At 71.2% G+C, this 17,615-nt stretch carries 13 protein-coding genes and 1 pseudogene; 9 read left to right on the forward strand and 5 right to left on the reverse strand.

Annotated elements, in window-relative coordinates; translation table 11 throughout:
* Positions 1-55: 55 nt before the first annotated feature.
* A complete protein-coding gene (locus Q9R08_RS01965) occupies positions 56-3,067 on the reverse strand; it encodes a S8 family serine peptidase (RefSeq protein WP_308866133.1) in 3,012 nt (1,003 codons plus the stop codon).
* A 138-nt stretch (positions 3,068-3,205) separates the two neighbouring features.
* Between Q9R08_RS01965 and Q9R08_RS01970 the strand changes: the two genes are divergently transcribed.
* The 5 genes from Q9R08_RS01970 to Q9R08_RS01990 all read left to right on the forward strand — a co-directional run bounded on the left by Q9R08_RS01970 (position 3,206) and on the right by Q9R08_RS01990 (position 8,194).
* Positions 3,206-3,757 (forward strand): ECF transporter S component, encoded by a 552-nt coding sequence (locus Q9R08_RS01970; RefSeq protein WP_308866134.1) that lies wholly within the window; start codon positions 3,206-3,208, stop codon positions 3,755-3,757.
* Positions 3,758-3,843: 86 nt separating this feature from the next.
* On the forward strand, positions 3,844-5,790 hold the full coding sequence (locus Q9R08_RS01975; RefSeq protein ID WP_308866135.1) for an ABC transporter ATP-binding protein: 1,947 nt from the start codon (positions 3,844-3,846) through the stop codon (positions 5,788-5,790).
* On the forward strand, positions 5,787-6,638 hold the full coding sequence (locus Q9R08_RS01980; RefSeq protein WP_308866137.1) for an energy-coupling factor transporter transmembrane component T: 852 nt from the start codon (positions 5,787-5,789) through the stop codon (positions 6,636-6,638). The genes Q9R08_RS01975 and Q9R08_RS01980 overlap by 4 nt, the downstream gene beginning before the upstream one ends.
* Positions 6,639-6,722: 84 nt before the next feature.
* Positions 6,723-7,598 (forward strand): siderophore-interacting protein, encoded by an 876-nt coding sequence (locus Q9R08_RS01985; protein WP_308866138.1) that lies wholly within the window; start codon positions 6,723-6,725, stop codon positions 7,596-7,598.
* A 71-nt stretch (positions 7,599-7,669) separates the two neighbouring features.
* Positions 7,670-8,194, forward strand: a complete 525-nt coding sequence (locus Q9R08_RS01990; protein WP_308866139.1) for an ECF transporter S component — start codon at positions 7,670-7,672, stop codon at positions 8,192-8,194.
* A gap of 81 nt (positions 8,195-8,275) precedes the next feature.
* Here Q9R08_RS01990 and Q9R08_RS01995 read toward each other — a convergent pair whose 3' ends face one another.
* Both Q9R08_RS01995 and Q9R08_RS02000 read right to left on the reverse strand, forming a co-directional pair.
* On the reverse strand, positions 8,276-9,439 hold the full coding sequence (locus Q9R08_RS01995) for an acyl-CoA dehydrogenase family protein (RefSeq protein WP_308866140.1): 1,164 nt from the start codon (positions 9,437-9,439) through the stop codon (positions 8,276-8,278).
* Between the two features lie 194 nt (positions 9,440-9,633).
* Positions 9,634-10,971, reverse strand: coding sequence for a M15 family metallopeptidase (locus Q9R08_RS02000; RefSeq protein WP_308866141.1), 1,338 nt, complete (start codon positions 10,969-10,971; stop codon positions 9,634-9,636).
* 120 nt (positions 10,972-11,091) lie between these two features.
* Between Q9R08_RS02000 and Q9R08_RS02005 the strand changes: the two genes are divergently transcribed.
* Complete coding sequence (locus tag Q9R08_RS02005; protein ID WP_308866142.1) at positions 11,092-12,219, forward strand: Rv2578c family radical SAM protein; 1,128 nt, start codon at positions 11,092-11,094, stop codon at positions 12,217-12,219.
* A gap of 24 nt (positions 12,220-12,243) precedes the next feature.
* Here Q9R08_RS02005 and Q9R08_RS02010 read toward each other — a convergent pair whose 3' ends face one another.
* On the reverse strand, positions 12,244-13,203 hold the full coding sequence (locus Q9R08_RS02010; RefSeq protein ID WP_308866143.1) for an alpha/beta hydrolase: 960 nt from the start codon (positions 13,201-13,203) through the stop codon (positions 12,244-12,246).
* A 70-nt stretch (positions 13,204-13,273) separates the two neighbouring features.
* Between Q9R08_RS02010 and Q9R08_RS02015 the strand changes: the two genes are divergently transcribed.
* Positions 13,274-13,924, forward strand: a complete 651-nt coding sequence (locus Q9R08_RS02015) for a TetR/AcrR family transcriptional regulator (protein WP_308866144.1) — start codon at positions 13,274-13,276, stop codon at positions 13,922-13,924.
* 144 nt (positions 13,925-14,068) lie between these two features.
* On the opposite strand, the gene Q9R08_RS02020 is transcribed toward Q9R08_RS02015, so the two are convergent.
* Positions 14,069-15,883: a DEAD/DEAH box helicase gene (locus Q9R08_RS02020; RefSeq protein ID WP_308866145.1), complete on the reverse strand. Its 1,815-nt coding sequence runs from the start codon at positions 15,881-15,883 to the stop codon at positions 14,069-14,071.
* Positions 15,884-16,158: 275 nt separating this feature from the next.
* Here Q9R08_RS02020 and Q9R08_RS20825 point away from each other — a divergent pair.
* Both Q9R08_RS20825 and Q9R08_RS02025 read left to right on the forward strand, forming a co-directional pair.
* Positions 16,159-16,848, forward strand: a pseudogene (locus Q9R08_RS20825) (DUF998 domain-containing protein); the annotation flags it as partial.
* 125 nt (positions 16,849-16,973) lie between these two features.
* The gene (locus Q9R08_RS02025) at positions 16,974-17,603 is read left to right on the forward strand and encodes an antibiotic biosynthesis monooxygenase (protein WP_308866146.1); all 630 of its coding nucleotides are present in this window, start codon (positions 16,974-16,976) and stop codon (positions 17,601-17,603) included.
* Positions 17,604-17,615: the final 12 nt, after the last annotated feature.

Genomic DNA, 17,615 nt, shown 5'->3' on the forward strand with positions numbered 1-17,615 from the left:
CGATACGAAGAGGCGCCCGGGCCGAAGCCCGGGCGCCTCTCGTGTGCGGGAACGGTTACGGGACGTCGACCGAGACGACGGTGCGCACCTGCGAGTCGCCGTAGCGCACGACGCCCAGGTAGCTGCCCGCCTCGAGGCCCGACCACGACAGGTTGTACGTCGTGGGCGTGGCCTGCTGCGCGTCGATCACCGCGGGCTCCGCAGTGAACGACCCGACGCCGTCGGCGCCGACGAGGGCGCTCGTCGCGGTCCACGTGAACGGCGCGGTGAACGCGTACACGTCCGCAGTGATCAGGTACCAGCCGGCGGTCGGCTGCGCGATCTGGACGGCCTCGTCGGCCGAGCCGGTCGCGGACTGCCACGCCTGGTAGTACCGGTGATCCGTCTCGCTGACCACGCGGTAGACCGCGAGGTCGAGGTCGCTGCCCGTGTCGTCCGACGAGTCGAGCTCGAACCGCGCGAGCTCGGTGCCGGCGGCCACTTGCACGAGCACCTCGGTCGTGCCGTCCGTGGCAGCGCCGGTGGTCTCGTCACCGTCGATGAGCACGTTCTCCTTCGCGAGGCCGAACAGGTTCAGCGGCAGCTCTCCGGTGTAGCCCGGCGTGATCGTGACGTCGACGTCGCCGTCGGCACCCTCACCCGAGATCGCGGTCGGCGCGTCCGCCGTCACGGGGAACACCGCGATCGGCGAGCGCACCTCCGTGTCGGCGCCGGTCCACGTGAGGAAGCCGGTCGCCCACTCCTCGACGGGGGCCGTCGCGTTCGTGAACTCGATCGTGAACGTCTGCGTCTTTCCCGCCTCGATCGTGAACGAGGAGGGCGTGACGACCGCGTCGACACCGGGCACATCGACCGATGCGGTGTACGTGCCGGCCGCGGCAGCCGTCACCGTGCGGGTGATCGTCTGGTTTCCGGCCAGCGCGCCCACGCCGATCGAGGCGATGTTGAGGTCGCTCGGGTCGGTCGGGTCGACATCCTCCCAGTAGTCGGCGCCGAGGGCGCCCTCGATGTACGACTGCCAGTCCGCCGCACCGTTGAGGTACAGCAGGCCGGGGTTGAAGTACTTGGTCGGGTCGACGTGGCCCGCGCCCTGGACGAACGGGTCGGTGACCGGCTCGTTCTCGGCGTCGACGAGGTCGTACGCGGTCGTCATGAGCGCGGACTTGACCTCGGCCGGCGTCGCCTTCGGGTACTTCCCGAGGTACAGCGCACCGAGACCGGCGACGTGGGGCGACGACATCGACGTGCCCGACATGAAGCCGAACGTCGGCGCCGAGCCCTTGGCGTTGTTCGTCGCGGCGAGGATCGCCACACCCGGGGCCGAGACGTCGGGCTTGATGACGTCGCTGCCGTCGGCGAGCATCGGTCCGCGGCTCGAGAAGCCCGCGATCTGCGGCGTCGGCGTCGCGACGCCGGTGACGTTGTCGCCGACGAGGGTCACGGTCGCCGCCGGGTTGCCCTTGACGTACGCCAGCAGGGCGTCGCGGTACTGCGCGTCGATGTGAACGGTGGGCACCGAGTGGAAGTCGTTGTCGAGCGAGCCCGGCGTGACGTTCACCAGCACCATGCCGATGCCACCCGCCTCGCCCACGGCCTGCGACTTCTCGACACGGGCGTTGGTACCGCGATCGCAGACGACGATCTTTCCGGCGACCTTGGCCGGGTCGAGCGTGCCCAGGAAGCAGAGCGCGGCCTCGTTCGGAGCCGCGCCCGCGAGCGCGGCCTCACCCGCGTAGACGACGTTGCCCGAGACCTTGCCCTCGGGCTGCGAGAACACCGTGACGGAGGCGCCGACGGCCTGCTGGCCGTTCCACTGCACCGTTCCCTCGTAGGTGGGGATGGTGGATGCGGCGACCGTCGTGTACCACGGCGATGCGTGGTCGGCCGTGGCGGCGTCGGGGCCGTCGTTTCCGGCGCTCACCGAGACGAACACGCCCGCGGCGGCGGCGTTGAGGAACGCGATGTCGTCGGCCTGCAGCACGCTCGTGGCGGAGCCGCCACCGATCGAGTAGTTGATGACGTCGACGCCGTCGGCGACGGCGGCGTTGATCGCGGCGAGGAGGTCGCTGCCGGCGCAGATGTCGTCGTCGGTCGAGAGCGGGTCGGGTCCGCCATAGCAGGCCTTGTACGCGGCGACCTTGGCGGCCGGAGCGACACCCGAGATCTTGCCGAAGTCGATGCCCTCGACGGAGGCCGAGACGCCGAAGTTGCCGGCGGCGGTGCTCGCGGTGTGCGAGCCGTGGCCCTCGAGGTCACGCGGCGACGCGTAATCGGTCTTGAACGAGAAGCCTGCGGCGGCCGCACCGGTGTTGAAGTAGCGCGCGCCGATCAGCTTGGTGCTGTAGTCCTGCTTGCTCCACTGCTCGCCGGCCACACGCTGCGAGACGAATGTGCCCCCGTCGGACTTCTTGTAGACGATGTTCTCGCCGACCAGGTAGGGCTCGCTGCCCGCCTTGGTGCTGAGCTTGCTGCCCGCGAAGGCCGGGTTCTCGGGCGAGATGCCGGTGTCGACGACGCCGACGACGATGCCCTTGCCGGCACCCGCCGTGCCGCCGAGGCTGTCCCAGACCCCGCCGGTGCCGTCGGCGACGGAGCCCAGGCCGAGGAACTCGGTCGAGGGGACCGCGGCGGTCGGGTGGTAGATCTCATCGGGGAAGACCCCGAGCACGTTCTTGTCGCCCTGCAGCTTGCCGACCTGGTCGGCGCTGAGGTCGGCGCTGAAGCCGTTCAGCACCACCTGGTACGTGGTGGCCGGCGTCACGCCGTTCTCAGCGGCGAAGTCGGCCTGCTCCTTCTTGAGGTGCGCGACGTACTTCTGCGAGTTCGCCGAGCTGGCGTCGAGCTGGTTGCCCTTGCCCGGCTTGGTGGGGGCGATGCCGCTGACACCGCCGTCGTACGTGGCGAGAGGCGCATCCTTCAGGAGGACGATGTAGTGGCCGCCGGCTGCTTCCACCGGAACGGGTGCTGTCACCTCCCCGGGTACGGCGCCGAAACTTGCTGTGGCAGTGCCCGTGAACAGTGCGGCGAGTGTGACGACCGCGGCTGCTCTCACGGAGGATCGACCCATGTGTGGCCTCCAGTTTGTTGTGGGGAGTGCTGCGCCACATCGTCGGGGCGCAGCGATCTCCAACGTAACTGTCAGGAGAATCCCAGTAAATGAGAGGTCAGTGAGAAACGCGACGCCGCGTCCCAGTACCCTGGGCAGGTGGCTGACCGGACCCGGATTTCAACGAGCGTTCTGCTCACCTGCGCCGCCATCGGCGTCGCGACCGGTGTTCTGCAGGCGGGTGCGGGCGCGATCAGCGGCTTCGTCTCGGCGGGTGCTCCGATCCTCTACGGACTGGTGCTCGGTGTGCACGTCCTGCCCGGCGTCGTCGCGCAGGAGCTGCTGAGGCGCCCGTGGGTCGCTCTCATCACGCATCTCGTGGCGGCGCTCGTGGCCAGCGCCGTGGTGCCGTTGTGGATCGGCCGCTACATCGGCACCGCCCTCCTGATCGGCGGACTGCAGGAGATCATCGCGGCGACCTCCCGCTACAAGCGGTGGGAACCCTGGCGCTTCTTCCTGTCGGCGGTGATCGTCGGCGCCGTCATCGCCGTGGCCATCTGGTTCGCCGCCGATGTGGCTCGCTTTCCGCTGTGGGGTCAGATCGTCTACGTCGCGCTGTTCATCGTCGGTCCGGTGGCGTGGACGGCCGTGGGTCTCGCGATCGGCAATGCGCTCCGCCGCGCAGGTGTCGCCCGTCGCAGCCGCGGCTGAGGCATCCGTCTCGCTCCCCGCGGTTGTTTCGCGGAAGAGTAAGGCACGGGTAAGTTAGGGAAGGCTAAGTTTCCCTCGACGATCGGATGCCCGTGTCCTCTGCCGTGCCGCTGCTGCGGGTGCGCGAGCTCGGCATCACCCATGAGGGAGAGACCACACCGGCTCCGTCATCCGTCTCCTTCGACATCGCCCCCGGCGAGGTGGTGCTGCTGCTCGGCCCGAGCGGATCCGGCAAGTCGACCCTGACGCTCGCGCTCAACGGCCTGCTGCCGCAGGCGGTGCCCGCCGACGTCACCGGTTCGATCGAGGTCGACGGCCTCGATACCCGGAGCACGCCCGTCGCCGAGCTCAGCACGCGGGTCGGGATGGTCTTCCAGGATCCCGACGCGCAGCTGGTGACCGGCACCGTCTTCGACGAGGTGGCCTTCGGCCCCGAGAATCTGCGGATGCCGGTCGCCGAGGTGCTCGCCCGCGCGGAGGACGCGCTGCGGCGCGTCGGACTCTGGGAACGGCGTTCGGAGAACCCCGACCGCCTGTCGGGCGGCGGGCGCCAGCGCCTCGCGATCGCCTGCGCCCTCGCGATGGGATCGCCGCTCCTCGTCTTGGACGAGCCCACGGCGAACCTCGACCCGGCGGGGATCGAGGAGGTCTACGCGGCACTGGCTGAGCTGGTCTCGGCGGGCGACCGCGCCATCCTGCTGGTGGAGCACAACCTCGACGCGGCGATCGGCTTCGTCGATCGCGTCGTCGTGCTCGACCACGACGGTCGCCTGGCCGCCGACGGCACGGTCGACGAGGTGCTGCGGGGGCGCGCAGAGGACCTGCACGACATGGGCGTGTGGCTGCCGGTGTCGACGCTCGCCGCGCTGCGGCTGCGCCGCGCGGGCTTCGCCCTCGACCCGCTCCCACTGACCCCCGACGAGCTCCGGTCGGCCCTCGACGCCGAGGACGCGCCGGTCAGCGACGCGACGCGTCCACAAGCCAGGCTGAATGCCCCTGCGCCGGCCCGGCACGCCCTCACGCCCGGTGTCGCGGCGGAATCGCGAACGGTGCCGACGGCGGATGCCGCCCCGGCGGCCGCTCCGCTCATCACGGTTCGGGGCCTCAGGCTCCGCCGCGGCCGCAGCGAGGTGCTGCACGACATCGACCTCGATGTGCCACGCGGCGCGTTCGTCGCGGTGGTGGGGGCCAACGGCGCGGGCAAGACGAGCCTCATCCAGGCACTCGCCGGCGTCATCTCCCCACCGAAGAGCACGGTGGACGTCGACGGACTCGACATCGGCCGCGCAGACGCGCGCACGCTGAGCACGCGCATCGGTTTCGTGTTCCAGAACCCCGAGCACCAGTTCATCGCGCACACGGTGTTCGACGAGATCGCCCATGGCCTCCGCCGTCAGCACCTTCCGGACGACGAGGTGCGCCGGCGCACTCTCGAGCTGCTCGAGCGGTTCGGGCTCTCCGCCAAGGCCGACAGCCACCCGTTCCTGCTGTCGGGCGGGCAGAAGCGACGACTGTCGGTCGGCACCGCGCTGGTGGCGGGCGCGCCGGTCCTCGTGCTCGACGAGCCGACGTTCGGCCAGGACCGCGCCCGCGCCGACGAGCTGCTGTCGCTGCTGTCGGAGCTCAACGCCGAGGGCACCACGGTCGTCGTGGTGACCCACGACATGCAGCTCGTGACGGACTACGCCGACCGCACCGTCGTGCTGGCCGACGGCCGAGTGCTGGCGCACGGGGCGACCGCCGAGATCTTCGCGAACGACGCCCTCGTCGCGCGGGCGGGGCTTCGCCCGCCGCCGCTTCGCCGTGCGCTGCGGGGTCTGCAGCGGCATCCTGAACTGTCCCGGCTCAGCCGCCTCGCAGACCTTCCCGGCGCGGACCTCGCCCCCACCGCCGTCCCCGGTGCACCCCTGGCGGCGACCTGGCCGGCCGGCGCATCCGACGCGCCGAGCGCGCCCCTCGACGCCGCGCCGGCGACGCCACCGGCGCCCGCACCCGCCGGGACCGCCCCGCGCGCCTCGGGAGGTGCGGCATGACCGACACCGGCCCGCTCACGGCCGCGACGGCCACGCACTCCTCTGTGGACGCGTACGCGCCGCGCGTCCAGGCATCAGCCGTCCGCTTCCTGTACGGGCTCAACCCGCTGGCGAAGCTGGCCGCGCCGCTTCCGGCCATGGCGCTGCTGGTGTTCGTCCGCGATGCCGCCACCCCCGCCGCCTTCCTTCTGCTGGCGTATGCGGTGCTGCTGATCGGCGTCGCCTTCACGAGGCGGCTCGCCGCGGTGCTCTTCGTGCTGCTGCCCGTCAGCGCTCTCGTGATCGGCTTCGGGTTCGCGCTGTGGACCGACCCCTCGCGCGTGGACCAGTCCGTGGTGGTCTGGCAGCTCGGCGGCTGGACGATGTACGGCGGTGCGTTCGCGGTGGGCGCCGCCACCGGGTTGCGCCTGTCTGCCATCGTCGCGCTGACCCTCATCGCCGGGCTGTCGACGACGGGTCCCGACCTCGTGCGGGCGACGGTGCAGCAGCTGCGCGTTCCCTACCGCATCGGGTACACGGCGCTGGCTGCGTTCCGCTTCGTGCCCAGATTCGGCCACGAGCTGGACGTCATCCGCCAGGCGCACCGCGTGCGCGGCGCCCACGGCGGCCGTGGCCCCTTCGCGGCTGCCGCGCGGTGGTTCGGGTACGTCGTCCCGCTCATGGCCGGCGCCATCCGTCATGCCGAACGCGTCGCCCTCGCGATGGACGCCCGCGCGTTCGGCGCGCACCCCGACCGCACCGAGCGACACATCGTGCCGTGGCGCGGGCGCGACACCGTCTTCGTCATCGCCTTCTGGGCGGTGTCGGCCATGCTCTTCGTCGCCTTCTTCCCCTGGGGCCTGTCGTGACGCCCGCCGTCCTCGACACCCCTGCCGTCCTCGACACCCCTGCCGTCCTCGACACCCCTGCCGTCCTCACCAAGGAGCACTGACATGGCACCGGTCCCCCGACTCGTCAAGCCCGACACCCAGGGCCTCGTGCACCTGCAGGTGCTGCGCACCGAGCGCCTCGCGCCGCACTGGCTGCGCGTCACGCTCGGCGGAGCAGAGATCGACAGGTTCCGCCCGATGGGCTACGACCAGTGGTTCCGGCTCTTCCTGCCCCTCGGCGGCGACGAGGGGCTGGAGCGCCTCCCCGCGAAGGCGAACAAGATGTTCGGGTACCTCAAGTACCTCCGCATCCCCGACGGCGTGCGACCGGTCATGCGCAACTACACGGTGCGGGCATACCGCCCCGCGACGGCCGACACGGGCGCCGAGATCGATGTCGACTTCGTGCTCCACGGCTCCGCCGCCGAGGGCACGGCCGGGCCGGCGTCGCGCTGGGCGGAGTCCTGCCATGCGGGCGAGAGCGTCGTGATCATCGACGAGGGCCTCACCTTCAACCCCGATCGCGGCACCGACAGGGTCGTGCTCGTCGCCGATGAGACCGGACTGCCCGCCGTCGCCGGCATCTGCGCCTCACTGCCCGCGCACGCGACGGGGCTCGCGATCGTCGAGGTGCCCTCGGCCGAGGACGCGCTGGAGTTTCCCCACCCCGTCGGGATCACGGTGCGCTGGATCGTGCGCGATCGCGATGCCACGCCGGGCACGCTCGCGTTGCAGGTGCTCCGCGACGCCGCCCTTCCGGACGCCGCCTTCCACGCGTACGTCGTGGGCGAGCAGGCCCTCGCGACCGAGGGCCGCCGTCACCTCGTCGGCGAGCGCGGCGTCTCGAAGGATCACGTGAGCTTCTGCGGCTACTGGCGCGTCGGCGTCGCATCACCCGCTCCGAAGTCTCAGCGCGTCACGGCGGAGGCCCACTCGTGAGCGGCACGGGCGGAACGACCGACGCCCGCACGACGCCCGCAGCTACGCCGACCCGGTCGAATCGGGGTCGCGTGACGACCGCCTACCTGCTGACCTGTGCGGCGATCGGCGTCGCCGGCGGCGTCATGCTCTGGGGCGCCGGCTGGATCTCGACGGTGCTGTTCGCCACCGTCCCGTTCATCTCGGTCGCGATCGCGGGGCTGTGGCTGCTGCCGGCGACCGTCGCACTGCGCCTGCTCGAACGTCCTTTGGCCGGCATCCTCGTCGGCGTCATCTCGGGGCTCGTGGTCTTCCCGTTCCTCGGTGCGGCCGTCTGGTGGGCGTTCTTCGCCGAGCTCGCGTTCCTCGTCGGCCTCTACCGCTCCTGGCGGACGTGGCAGTACTACGCCGGCGCCGTCTTCGTCGGCGTGGTCTATCCGATCTTCGCCGCGGCGTCGTTCAATCTGGCGGCCATGCACCCGTGGGCGCTGGTGACGTTCTTCGCGCTCACGATCGCCAGCTGCGTGGCGGGCGTCGCGCTGGGCATCCTCGTCGCCGACCGCCTGCGCAACGCCGGCGTCGCGAAGCTGGCGCGCCGCCGCCCGACGCTCGTCTGAGAAACCCGCCGCGACGACGGATGCCGCGACCCGCGCCCTCGCGAGAGGGCCGGGCCGCGGCATCCGTCGTTCAGGAGCGGTTCAGCGCCTGCCGACGATCTGGCGGCTCACGATGTCGCGCATGATCTCGTTCGTGCCACCGTAGATGCGGTGCACACGCGCGTCGAGGTAGGCGCGGGCGATCGGGTACTCGGTGATGTAGCCGTAGCCGCCGTGCAGCTGCACGCCGATGTCGAGCAGCTCCGCCTCGCGGTCGGTGGTCCAGAACTTGACCTTCGCGGCCTCTTCGGCGGTGAGCTTCTGGTCCTTGTAGAGCATCATCGCGCGGTCGACGTACGCCCACATCACGTCGACGGTGGTCGCCATGTCGGCGAGCTTGAAGCGGGAGTTCTGGAAGTCGGCGATGCGCTCGCCGAACGCCTCGCGGCTGAGCGTGTAGTCGCGGGTCCACACGAACGCGGCCTCGCCGGCGGCGGCCGCCGCGACGCCGATCGAGAGGCGCTCGAGAGGCAGGTTCATCATGAGCTGGATGAAGCCGAGGCCCTCCTTGCCGCCGATGAGGTTCGCTTCGGGCACGAACACGTCGGTGAACGACAGCTCGGCGGTGTCCCAGCCGTGGAAGCCCATCTTCTCGAGCTTCTTGCCGTGGTCGAAGCCCTCCATGCCGTCCTCGAGGATCAGCAGGCTGAATGCATCGGGGCGGTTGCCCTCGCCCGTCTTGACGAAGGTTACGACGATGTCGGCCGTCTTGCCCGACGAGATGAACGTCTTGGCGCCGTTGACGATGTAGCCGCCGTCGACCTTCTTGGCCGTGGTCTTGATGCCTCGGAGATCGGAGCCGGCACCCGGCTCGGTCATCGCGAGGGCGCCGAGGATCTCGCCGGTGGCCATGCCCGGCAGCCACTTCTCCTTCTGCTCCTGCGTGCCCATGTGCACGATGTACGGCACCGCGAGGTCGTCCTGGATCCCCAGGGCGCCTGCGAGCGAGCCCTGGCCGACGCCGATGGTCTCCTCGAGCACGATCGAGCGGAAGCGGTAGTCCTGCAGCATGCCGGCGCCGCCGAACTCCTCGGGCACCGACAGTCCGATGACGCCGGCCTCGCCGGCGGCGAGCATGGTGGCGCGGTCGATCTCGCCGTCGGCCTCCCACTGCTTGCGCTTCTCCTCGGACGCGTAGCGCTTGACGAACTCCTTGACGACGTCGCGGAACGCCTCGTGGTCCTCGTCGTAGATGTCGCGCTCCATGGTGCGCCTTCCTCTCGTCTGTGTTCTCGTCGCTGAGGTCGAGTCTTCGGAGATGGTTCCCCGGTTGGAATTGCATCTCACCGCATATGGTACTCAGTTTCAGTGGAGCGGATGCCGCAGCCGCGCGCCGCACCCCGTCGGGCGGGCGTGGGCGTCCGCGGCGCCGCGGCTGCGGCTTGCGGTGCGGGTGGCGGTCAGCCGAGATACGCCGGCGCCGGGTCGAGCGCGAAGAACTCCTCCAGCGACGTCCATCCGCCGGCGTGGTACGCCTTCGCGAGCTCCGGCCCGATGTAGCGAAGGTGCCAGGGCTCAGCGAGGTAGCCGGTCACCGGTGTGGCGCCCTCGACGTAGCGGACGATCCAGCCGTGCTCCCACGCGTGGTCGGCGATCCACTGTCCCTGGAGCGTCGCCGCGAGCTCGTCGAGCGTGCCGCAGGCGCCGGCACACGCGACGACGTCGGCGCCGAGGCCCAGCTGGTGCTCGCTGTAGCCGGGGCGAGCGCTCACCTGGTCGGCCCGCTCGCCTCGCTCTGCGAAGTGGCGCCCGTAGGTCTCCTGCTGGGTCTGGTACGACCGGAACCCGCTCTCGAGCGCGATCTCGCCGACCCCCGCCGAGCGCGCACCCGTGACCAGTGACGCGAGTGCGGCTGCCGCGTCCGAGCGCAGGGCGCCGCCCTCGACGTTGCGCACCCCGTCGGGCAGCACCAGTCCGCTCGGGCGGTAGTCGATCGGGCTCGTGGGCCGGATCTTGTCGACCACGGTCCAGATGCGCGCCGAGTCGCCCAGGTTCACGCAGGGCGCTCGGCCCTCGACAACCGCGGCACGGAAGGCCTCACCCCCGCCTGCAGCGAGGATCGCGGCCTCGTCGTCGCCCGCCTGCACCGCCGCCGCCACGTCGGGCAGCGCGCAGATGTCGGCGGCGGGCGGCGACTGCTCGACCTGCGGCACGGGAAGCTGGTCGACGTGCTGGGGCTCCACCGTCATCGACAGGGCGGCGTCGGAGCCGCTCGGAGAGACCGACGGCAGCATCATCGCGGTCATCGCGGCCGATCCGAGCAGCAGCGCGGCGCCTGTGGCGAGGCCGGCGACGACGACCAGCCTCCGGGTGAAGCGGCGGGGACGGGCGTGCTGCACCGGCAGTGCGTCTTCATGGACGGCGAGCAGCTCGGCGGCACGGGCCGCCCGGCGTTCGCTCGAGACCGGACGACGCTGCCGGGCGAGGCGGGTTCGCGAGCGCGGCGGCAGCGGCAAGACCTCGCGCGCTGCCGAGGCGCCTCGCGGCGACGTGTCCGCCGCCGCCGCGGTCGCGGCTGGGGGCGGGCGCAGGTCCGGCGGCAGGGCAGACGGCACCGCATCCGAGACCGACGTCGGCACGAACTCCTCGCTGGGCAGCTCGAAGGCCACGAACGCGTCGGCGGCCGGAGGGGTTTCAGCCGCCCGGGCACGCCGTTCGACCTCCTCGCGCATCGCTCGGGCGGCACGACGAGTCTCGGGGGCGGCTCGGGGGGTAGCGAGCCGGCCAGGCTCCGTCACGCCTGCCATTCTGGTCGCGGCGGCGCGATTTGGCCAGCGAGGCGGCGTCCCGGCCCTCGATGTTCTACTGGCGCCCAGCGTTGCCTTGACTTAAGTTCGAACCTTTGTTCTCATGGATTCATGCGATGGCAGGGGCAGGAACTCGGTGTGGCGGATGCCGCGGCCCTGCCCGGCCTCGAGCAGCTGAACGGTCTGGTGCGCTCTGTGTCCACTCCCGAGTTCGCCGGAGTCACGTTCCACGAGGTGCTCTGCAAGTCGGCGCTCAATCACGTGCCGAGCGCTTCGGCCATGCCTTTCGACTGGACCGTGAATCCCTACCGCGGCTGCAGTCATGCCTGCGTCTACTGCTTCGCCCGGGGGACCCACGAGTTCCTCGAACTCGACGCCGGGCGGGACTTCGACACCCAGGTCGTGGTCAAGGTGAACGTCGCGGAGGTGCTGCAGAAGGAGCTGCGGCGGGGCAGCTGGCAGCACGATCCCGTGATGCTCGGCACCAACACCGATCCGTACCAGCGCGCCGAGGGGCGGTACAAGCTGATGCCCGGGATCGTCTCGGCCCTCACCGAGTCGGGAACGCCGTTCTCGATCCTCACGAAGGGCACGCTGCTGCGGCGCGACCTGCCCATGCTGAAGGATGCCGCCGCCGACGTGCACGTCACACTCGCGATGTCGATCGCGGTGTTCGACGATGAGCTGCAGCACCTCATCGAACCCGGCACACCGAACGCCACCGCCCGGCTGGAGACCGTGCGGGCGGCGACCGAGGCGGGCTTCCGCGTCACCGTCTTCCTGATGCCGATCATCCCGCACCTCACCGATTCCATCGCCGCCATCGACCACGCGCTCACCCGCATCAAGGAGGCGGGCGCCGTCCGTGTCGTCTACGGCGCGCTGCACCTGCGCCCGGGCGCCAAGCAATGGTTCCTGCAGTGGCTCGCGGAGCGGCATCCCGAACTCATGTCGTCCTACCGAGGGCTGTACCCTGGCGCGACGACCACCGCGCCGAAGGCCTATCGCGCCTGGCTCGCCAAGCGCGTGCGCCCACTGCTTCGTGTGCACGGTCTCGACGGGAGCGCCGAAGACGAGAGTCCGCGCGGTGCACCGGTCTCCGGCCTGGCCGATCGCGCCGACACCCGCAGCGCCCCGCCGATCGTCACGACGTCGCGAGGACGCGCGGCGGCCGCCTTGCTGCGCGCAGCACCGACCCGCGCCACCTCGGGCGAAGTGGCGTCCGCTCGCCTGTTCTGATCCGACACCCCGGGCTTCGACGCGCTACTCCGCGACGGATGCCGAGATCAGTTCGTCGACTGCGGCTGCCGGCATGACCGCTGCCCTACGGGCACCATCGGGAGCGGACGACGTGCGGGCGGCGGACGGCACTTCCAGGTGCGTCAGCACGGCGTCGAGAACGTCATCCGCTGCGAGGATGCGATTGTGTCCGAGCCCGATCGTCGGGAGCAGACGGGCGCCGTGGTTCGCGGCCACGATGCGACCGGCCTCGGCGTACGGCACCATGCGGTCGCCTTCGTCGTGGATGACGAGGAGGGGCACCTCAGCAGGGAGGGGGCGCCGAACGCTCGACAGCCACGCGAAGGGATCGGGCTGTCCGGGGAAGTAGCGGCTCGCGAAGCGTTCGCGCATGCGTGCCGAAACCGCGTCCGAGTAGCGGAGCATGCCCTGGAACTGGCTCAGCAGCAGGTCGGCGTCGGCCGGGGCGGCGATGGTGACGACGCGTGCGGCATCCGTCCCTCCGGCGACTCCCACGAGTGTCGCGAGGCCGCCGAACGAGTGTCCGACCATCGCATCGAAGGCGCCGTACCGCTGCTGCAGTGCGGCGAAGACGTCGAGCCAATCGACCAGGTATGTGCGGCGGCCCGCGGACGAACCGTGGGCCGGAGCGTCGAACGCGACCACTCGGTAGCCCTCGGCGACGAGCTCGCGGACGAGCGGCGCGAACTGGCTCGCGCGGGCGTTCCAGCCGTGCGACAGCAGCACGGTGCGCGCGCCGCCGCCCCACTCGTAGGCGTCGACGTCGACGCCGCGCCGATCGACGCCGGCGATCCGCACGGTGCGGTGGCGGGCGCGCCACATCGTCGCCTCGTCGTCTGGGCGGACGGGCCGCGGCTTCGCCACGGAGCCGAACAGCGGCATCGCGAAGGCGGCTCCCCACCGCGGCGAGACGGCGCCGACGCCGCGGACGGTCGCTCCTGCGGCGGACAATGCGAGATTCATGATGCTCCGATCCGATGAATACGAACGATCGTACTTATGAATACGAACGATCGTACGGTAATCTGGTGTCATGGCACAAGCACCAGTTGATCGCCGTCGGCTCCGGGGCGATGAATCACGGCGCTCGGTGCTCGCCCACGCGGTCGACACCGCTACCGTCGACGGGCTCGACGGCCTGACGATCGGGCGACTCGCTGATGCCAGCGGGCACAGCAAGAGCGGCATCGCGACGCTTTTCGGCTCGAAGGAGCAGCTGCAGCTCGCCGTCGTCGCCGCCGCGCGAGAGGTGTTCATCGATCGGGTCGTCGCCCCGGCCCGCGCTCGCACGCCCCGCGGGCTCGTGCGCGTGTGTGCGCTGCTCTCCGACTGGCTGGCGTACTCGCGCGACCGCGTCTTCAGCGGCGGATGCTTCTTCGCCGCGACATCCGTCGAATTCGATGCCAGACCGGGCATCGTCCGCGATGCGATCGTCGCCGCGTCGGGCGACTGGGAGGACTACCTCACCGTGAGCATCGAGCACGCGATGGCGGCCGGCGAGCTCCCCCTGCTCGACGACGCGCGGCAGCTCACGTTCGAGATGGTGTCGTTCCTCGAGGCGGCGAACACCCGCTCGCTGCTCTACGCGAGCGCCGAGCCGTACCGCCGCGCCGAGGTCGCGCTGCGCGCGCGCCTCACCTCGCTCGGCGCCGATCCCGAACTCATCGCGTCCATCGGCGCCTGAGCCCGCCGTCCTCGGCGACAGCGTGTGCTCTCGCCGAAGCCACTCGATGCGAACCGCAGCAAGGTGTGCTCTCGGTGACTGCGTGCTCGCGATGACGCGGTGCGCCCGCCGAGCGAGCGAGACGAAGCGCCGGGCGCACGAGAGTCAGCGACCGGCGAGCTCCTCCAGCAGCTCGTCGCCGGGGCGCACGTCGTCGAACGGCGCCTCGATGTCGGCGCGCTCCAGCAGATCGGCGAGGCGGTCGCGACGGGCGCGCGTCACGAGCGTGACGACCGTGCCGGCGCGGCCGGCGCGGCCGGTGCGTCCCGAGCGGTGCAGGTACGTCTTGTACTCGTCGGGCGCGTCGGCCTGCACCACGAGATCGATGTCGTCGACGTGGATGCCGCGGGCAGCGACATCCGTCGCCACGAGCACGTCGATGCGGCCCGACGTGAGCTTCTCGAGGTTGCGGGTGCGGCGGGCCTGGTCGAGATCGCCGTGCAGCGCGAGCGCCCGGATGCCGGCCTCGTCGAACTGCTCGGCGAGCATCTCGGCGAACGCGCGCGTGCGTGTGAACACGAGCGTCTTGCCGTCGCGGTCCACGAGGGACCGCAGGATCTCCCGCTTGTCGCGGTGATCGACCACCAGCACCCGGTGGTCGATGGTGCCCGATCGCTGGGTCTCACCGGCCACCTCGTACACCGCAGGGTCGGTCAGGAACTCGCCGACCAGGGCCGACACCTCGCCGTCGAGCGTCGCCGAGAAGAGCAGCCGCTGGGCGTCCCGGGGCGTGCGGCGCATGATGCGCTGCACCGGCTCGAGGAACCCGAGCTCGCACATGTGGTCGGCCTCGTCGAGCGCCGCCACCCGCACCTGCGACAGATCAAGCGCGCGCGACTCCACGAGGTCCTCGATGCGGCCGGGTGTGCCGATGACGATATCGATCCCCTTCTTGAGCGCACCGAGCTGCCGCGCTTTGGGCACGCCGCCGTAGATCTGCGTCGTGAAGAGGCCGACGCTGCGCGCGATCGGCTGGATCGTCGCGTCGATCTGCAGCGCGAGCTCCCGCGTGGGCGCGAGGATCAGCGCGCGCGGGGGCCGGCCGAACTCGCGCCGCTGTCCTGCTTGCGACCGCAGGACGCTCTCCACGAGGGGCGCGCCGAAGGCGATGGTCTTGCCGGAGCCGGTGCGCCCGCGCGCGAGCACATCGCGTCCGTCGAGGATCGCGGGGATCGTCGCGGCCTGGATGGGGAACGGATGCTGCGCCCCGAGGTCGGCGATCGCCTTGACGATGTTCTGGCCGAGCCCGAGATCGCCGAACGTGGCGCCTCCCCCCTCGGTCGGCGCGATGGCATCGGCGTCGAGCTTCTCGTGCACGACGTCGCGACGCGCGGGCGCTTCGCCACCATGGGGAACTGTGTCCCGCCGCGGCGCCGGATCCCGGCGCGGACCGGAGTCACGCGCGGCCGCATCCCGGCGCGGCGCGGAGTCCCGCCGCGGGGCGGGCTCGCGTCCCGCCTCACGACGCGGAGCGCCGGAGTCCCGGCGCCCTGCGGAATCGGCGCGTGAAGCCGCGTCGTGCCCGGAGTCGCGGCGGCCGTCGCCGGCGCGATCGCGTCCCGGTGCCGAAGACCGCCCGCTCGTCGCCGGCCGCCCGCGGTCGCCATCCGATCGAGCCGGGCGGCCGCGGTCGTCGCGTGCGTGCGTGCGGATGGCCCGCGCTTCGTCTCGGCCCGCACGTTCCTGGGCGGTCCAGCGCCCCTTGGGGCGACCGCTGCCGGCGTCGGTCGAGGGCGCTTCGCCGCGGAAACCCCGGTGTCCGGCACTGCGGCTGCCGGGCTTGCCCGACGATGAGTCGCCCGGGCGGCGCTTCGCGTCCTGCCCGTCCCGCCCCTGGCTCGCGGCCCGATTCTTTGGGTTGTAGCGCGGGTCGTAGTTCTTCGCCGCGCGTCCGCCGCCGGGCTTCTTGTTCTTGGGCATCCGGCTCCTCCTGGGTGCGGACCGGTGGCTCCCACCCGCCCGCTGCAGCGCGGTGCGCGGGGACCGGCGTGTCCAGCGTACCCGCGGCCCGCCGACGATCCGGGGTCGAAACAAGACCTCGGCCAGCGCTTTCTCGGCTGATCGGGCTACTGTTTGACTCAGCGGTTCGCCGCTGAACTGGGGATTTGTCGTCAAAGCCGGCGGGCCTCGGTGTCGGGGTCTATTGGGGGATGTCCGGCATGGGGGCGCGTCGAACAGAACCGATCGTGAGTCGAATGTCTTCCGCGACCCTTTCCGACGTGACCAGCGGACCAGCCGCGCCGCCGCGTGCGACGGTGTCCACCGCCTCCACGGCGCGCCCGCGCGCCGTGACCCACCGCCCGGCAGCCACGGCGCCGCGACCCTCGCCCGGAGTGGTCACGGATGACGCCGACCCGCCGGGACCCGACGCCCCGCCTCTCGCGGCGACCCTCGTCGATCACACTCTCCTCGCGCACCGCATCGGTCGACTCGCGGTGCTCTCGCTCCCGGTGGGCGTCCTCCTCTCGGTGCTCACCAGCCACGATCCGACGTGGTGGCACCACCACTTCTCGCAGCTCGGCACCCACACCGACTTCTCCGGCCGAACGTTCAACACGGTCGCGATCTTCTCCGGCTTCTTCCTCGCTGCCTACGGCGTGTTCGTCGTCGTCGCGCTGCCCACCGGCATCCGTCGTCGCTCGGCGCGGGGCTTCCGCGGGTCGATCGTGTCAGCCGGCCTGCACCTCACCGGCGTCGGTCTCGTGCCCATCCCGGTGAGCCCGGTGATGCACGACCTCATCGCGACGGGACTGGGCATGTCGTTCCTCGCCACCGTCGCCACCGGCCTCACCATCCCCGGCCGCAGCCGCCGGTTCCGCCGCGCCACCGCGTTCTGCGTCGCGCTGCTCGCCGCCGGCATGGTCGTGCTGACCGCCGGATTCATCACGCTCGCTCTGTTCGAGCTCGTGGCGTTCGTCACGATGGGCGCCTGGCTGCTGACGCTCCCACGCACTCTGGCCCAGGCACCCGCAGCCGCTCGCCGGCGCGCCGCCGCGCGGGCCCCCCGAGAATGGATGCCATGGCAGAACCCGTGGCCCACCCCATCACCGTCGCGATCGAACGACGCATCGACCCGTCCCGCACCGCAGAAGCCACGAGCTGGATGCAAGCCGGCACTGATCTCGCCGCAGGCTTCGCCGGCTTCCTCGGCTCCGGCTGGGTACGCGCCGGCGAGGGCAGCGACCTCTGGTACATGCTCTATCGCTTCCGCGACATCCCGACCCTCGAAGCCTGGGAGGATTCGCCGCAGCGTTCGTGGTGGCTCGATTCCGGCCGGGCCTTCGCGAACGAGGTCAGGGTCGAGCGACGCACCGGCATCGAGGGCTGGTTCGATGCTCCGTTCGCGACCCACGTCGAGTCGCGGCATCCGGGTGTCGCCACGTCACCGGCCACCGGACCGGTCCAGCAGCCCATCCCGGCCGCCCCGCCTCGCTGGAAGCAGGCCGTCACGATCTGGCTCGGCTTCTTCCCCACGAATCTCCTCGCCTCGTGGCTCCTCGGGTTCGTTCCGGGATTCGCGGAGTGGCCGCTGATCGCGCGCGTGCTGCTCTCGACGGTGTTGCTCACCCCGGTGATGACGTACGCGGTCCTGCCGTGGGTGACACGGATGCTGCGGCCCTGGCTGCAGCGCGGCGCCTGAGCGGGCGTGGAG

It is taken from the genome of Microbacterium psychrotolerans (assembly GCF_031085295.1).
GTDB classification, from domain to species: domain Bacteria; phylum Actinomycetota; class Actinomycetes; order Actinomycetales; family Microbacteriaceae; genus Microbacterium; species Microbacterium psychrotolerans.

What these genes read in the sequence shown, in the direction of transcription:
- Q9R08_RS01965 (WP_308866133.1), bottom strand. Translation starts at nt 3,067, where the DNA reads ATGGGTCGATCCTCCGTGAGAGCAGCCGCGGTCGTCACACTCGCCGCA.
- Q9R08_RS01975 (WP_308866135.1), top strand. Translation starts at nt 3,844, where the DNA reads ATGCCCGTGTCCTCTGCCGTGCCGCTGCTGCGGGTGCGCGAGCTCGGC.
- Q9R08_RS01980 (WP_308866137.1), top strand. Translation starts at nt 5,787, where the DNA reads ATGACCGACACCGGCCCGCTCACGGCCGCGACGGCCACGCACTCCTCT.
- Q9R08_RS01985 (WP_308866138.1), top strand. Translation starts at nt 6,723, where the DNA reads ATGGCACCGGTCCCCCGACTCGTCAAGCCCGACACCCAGGGCCTCGTG.
- Q9R08_RS01995 (WP_308866140.1), bottom strand. Translation starts at nt 9,439, where the DNA reads ATGGAGCGCGACATCTACGACGAGGACCACGAGGCGTTCCGCGACGTC.
- Q9R08_RS02005 (WP_308866142.1), top strand. Translation starts at nt 11,092, where the DNA reads ATGCGATGGCAGGGGCAGGAACTCGGTGTGGCGGATGCCGCGGCCCTG.
- Q9R08_RS02010 (WP_308866143.1), bottom strand. Translation starts at nt 13,203, where the DNA reads ATGAATCTCGCATTGTCCGCCGCAGGAGCGACCGTCCGCGGCGTCGGC.
- Q9R08_RS02015 (WP_308866144.1), top strand. Translation starts at nt 13,274, where the DNA reads ATGGCACAAGCACCAGTTGATCGCCGTCGGCTCCGGGGCGATGAATCA.
- Q9R08_RS02020 (WP_308866145.1), bottom strand. Translation starts at nt 15,883, where the DNA reads ATGCCCAAGAACAAGAAGCCCGGCGGCGGACGCGCGGCGAAGAACTAC.
- Q9R08_RS02025 (WP_308866146.1), top strand. Translation starts at nt 16,974, where the DNA reads ATGGATGCCATGGCAGAACCCGTGGCCCACCCCATCACCGTCGCGATC.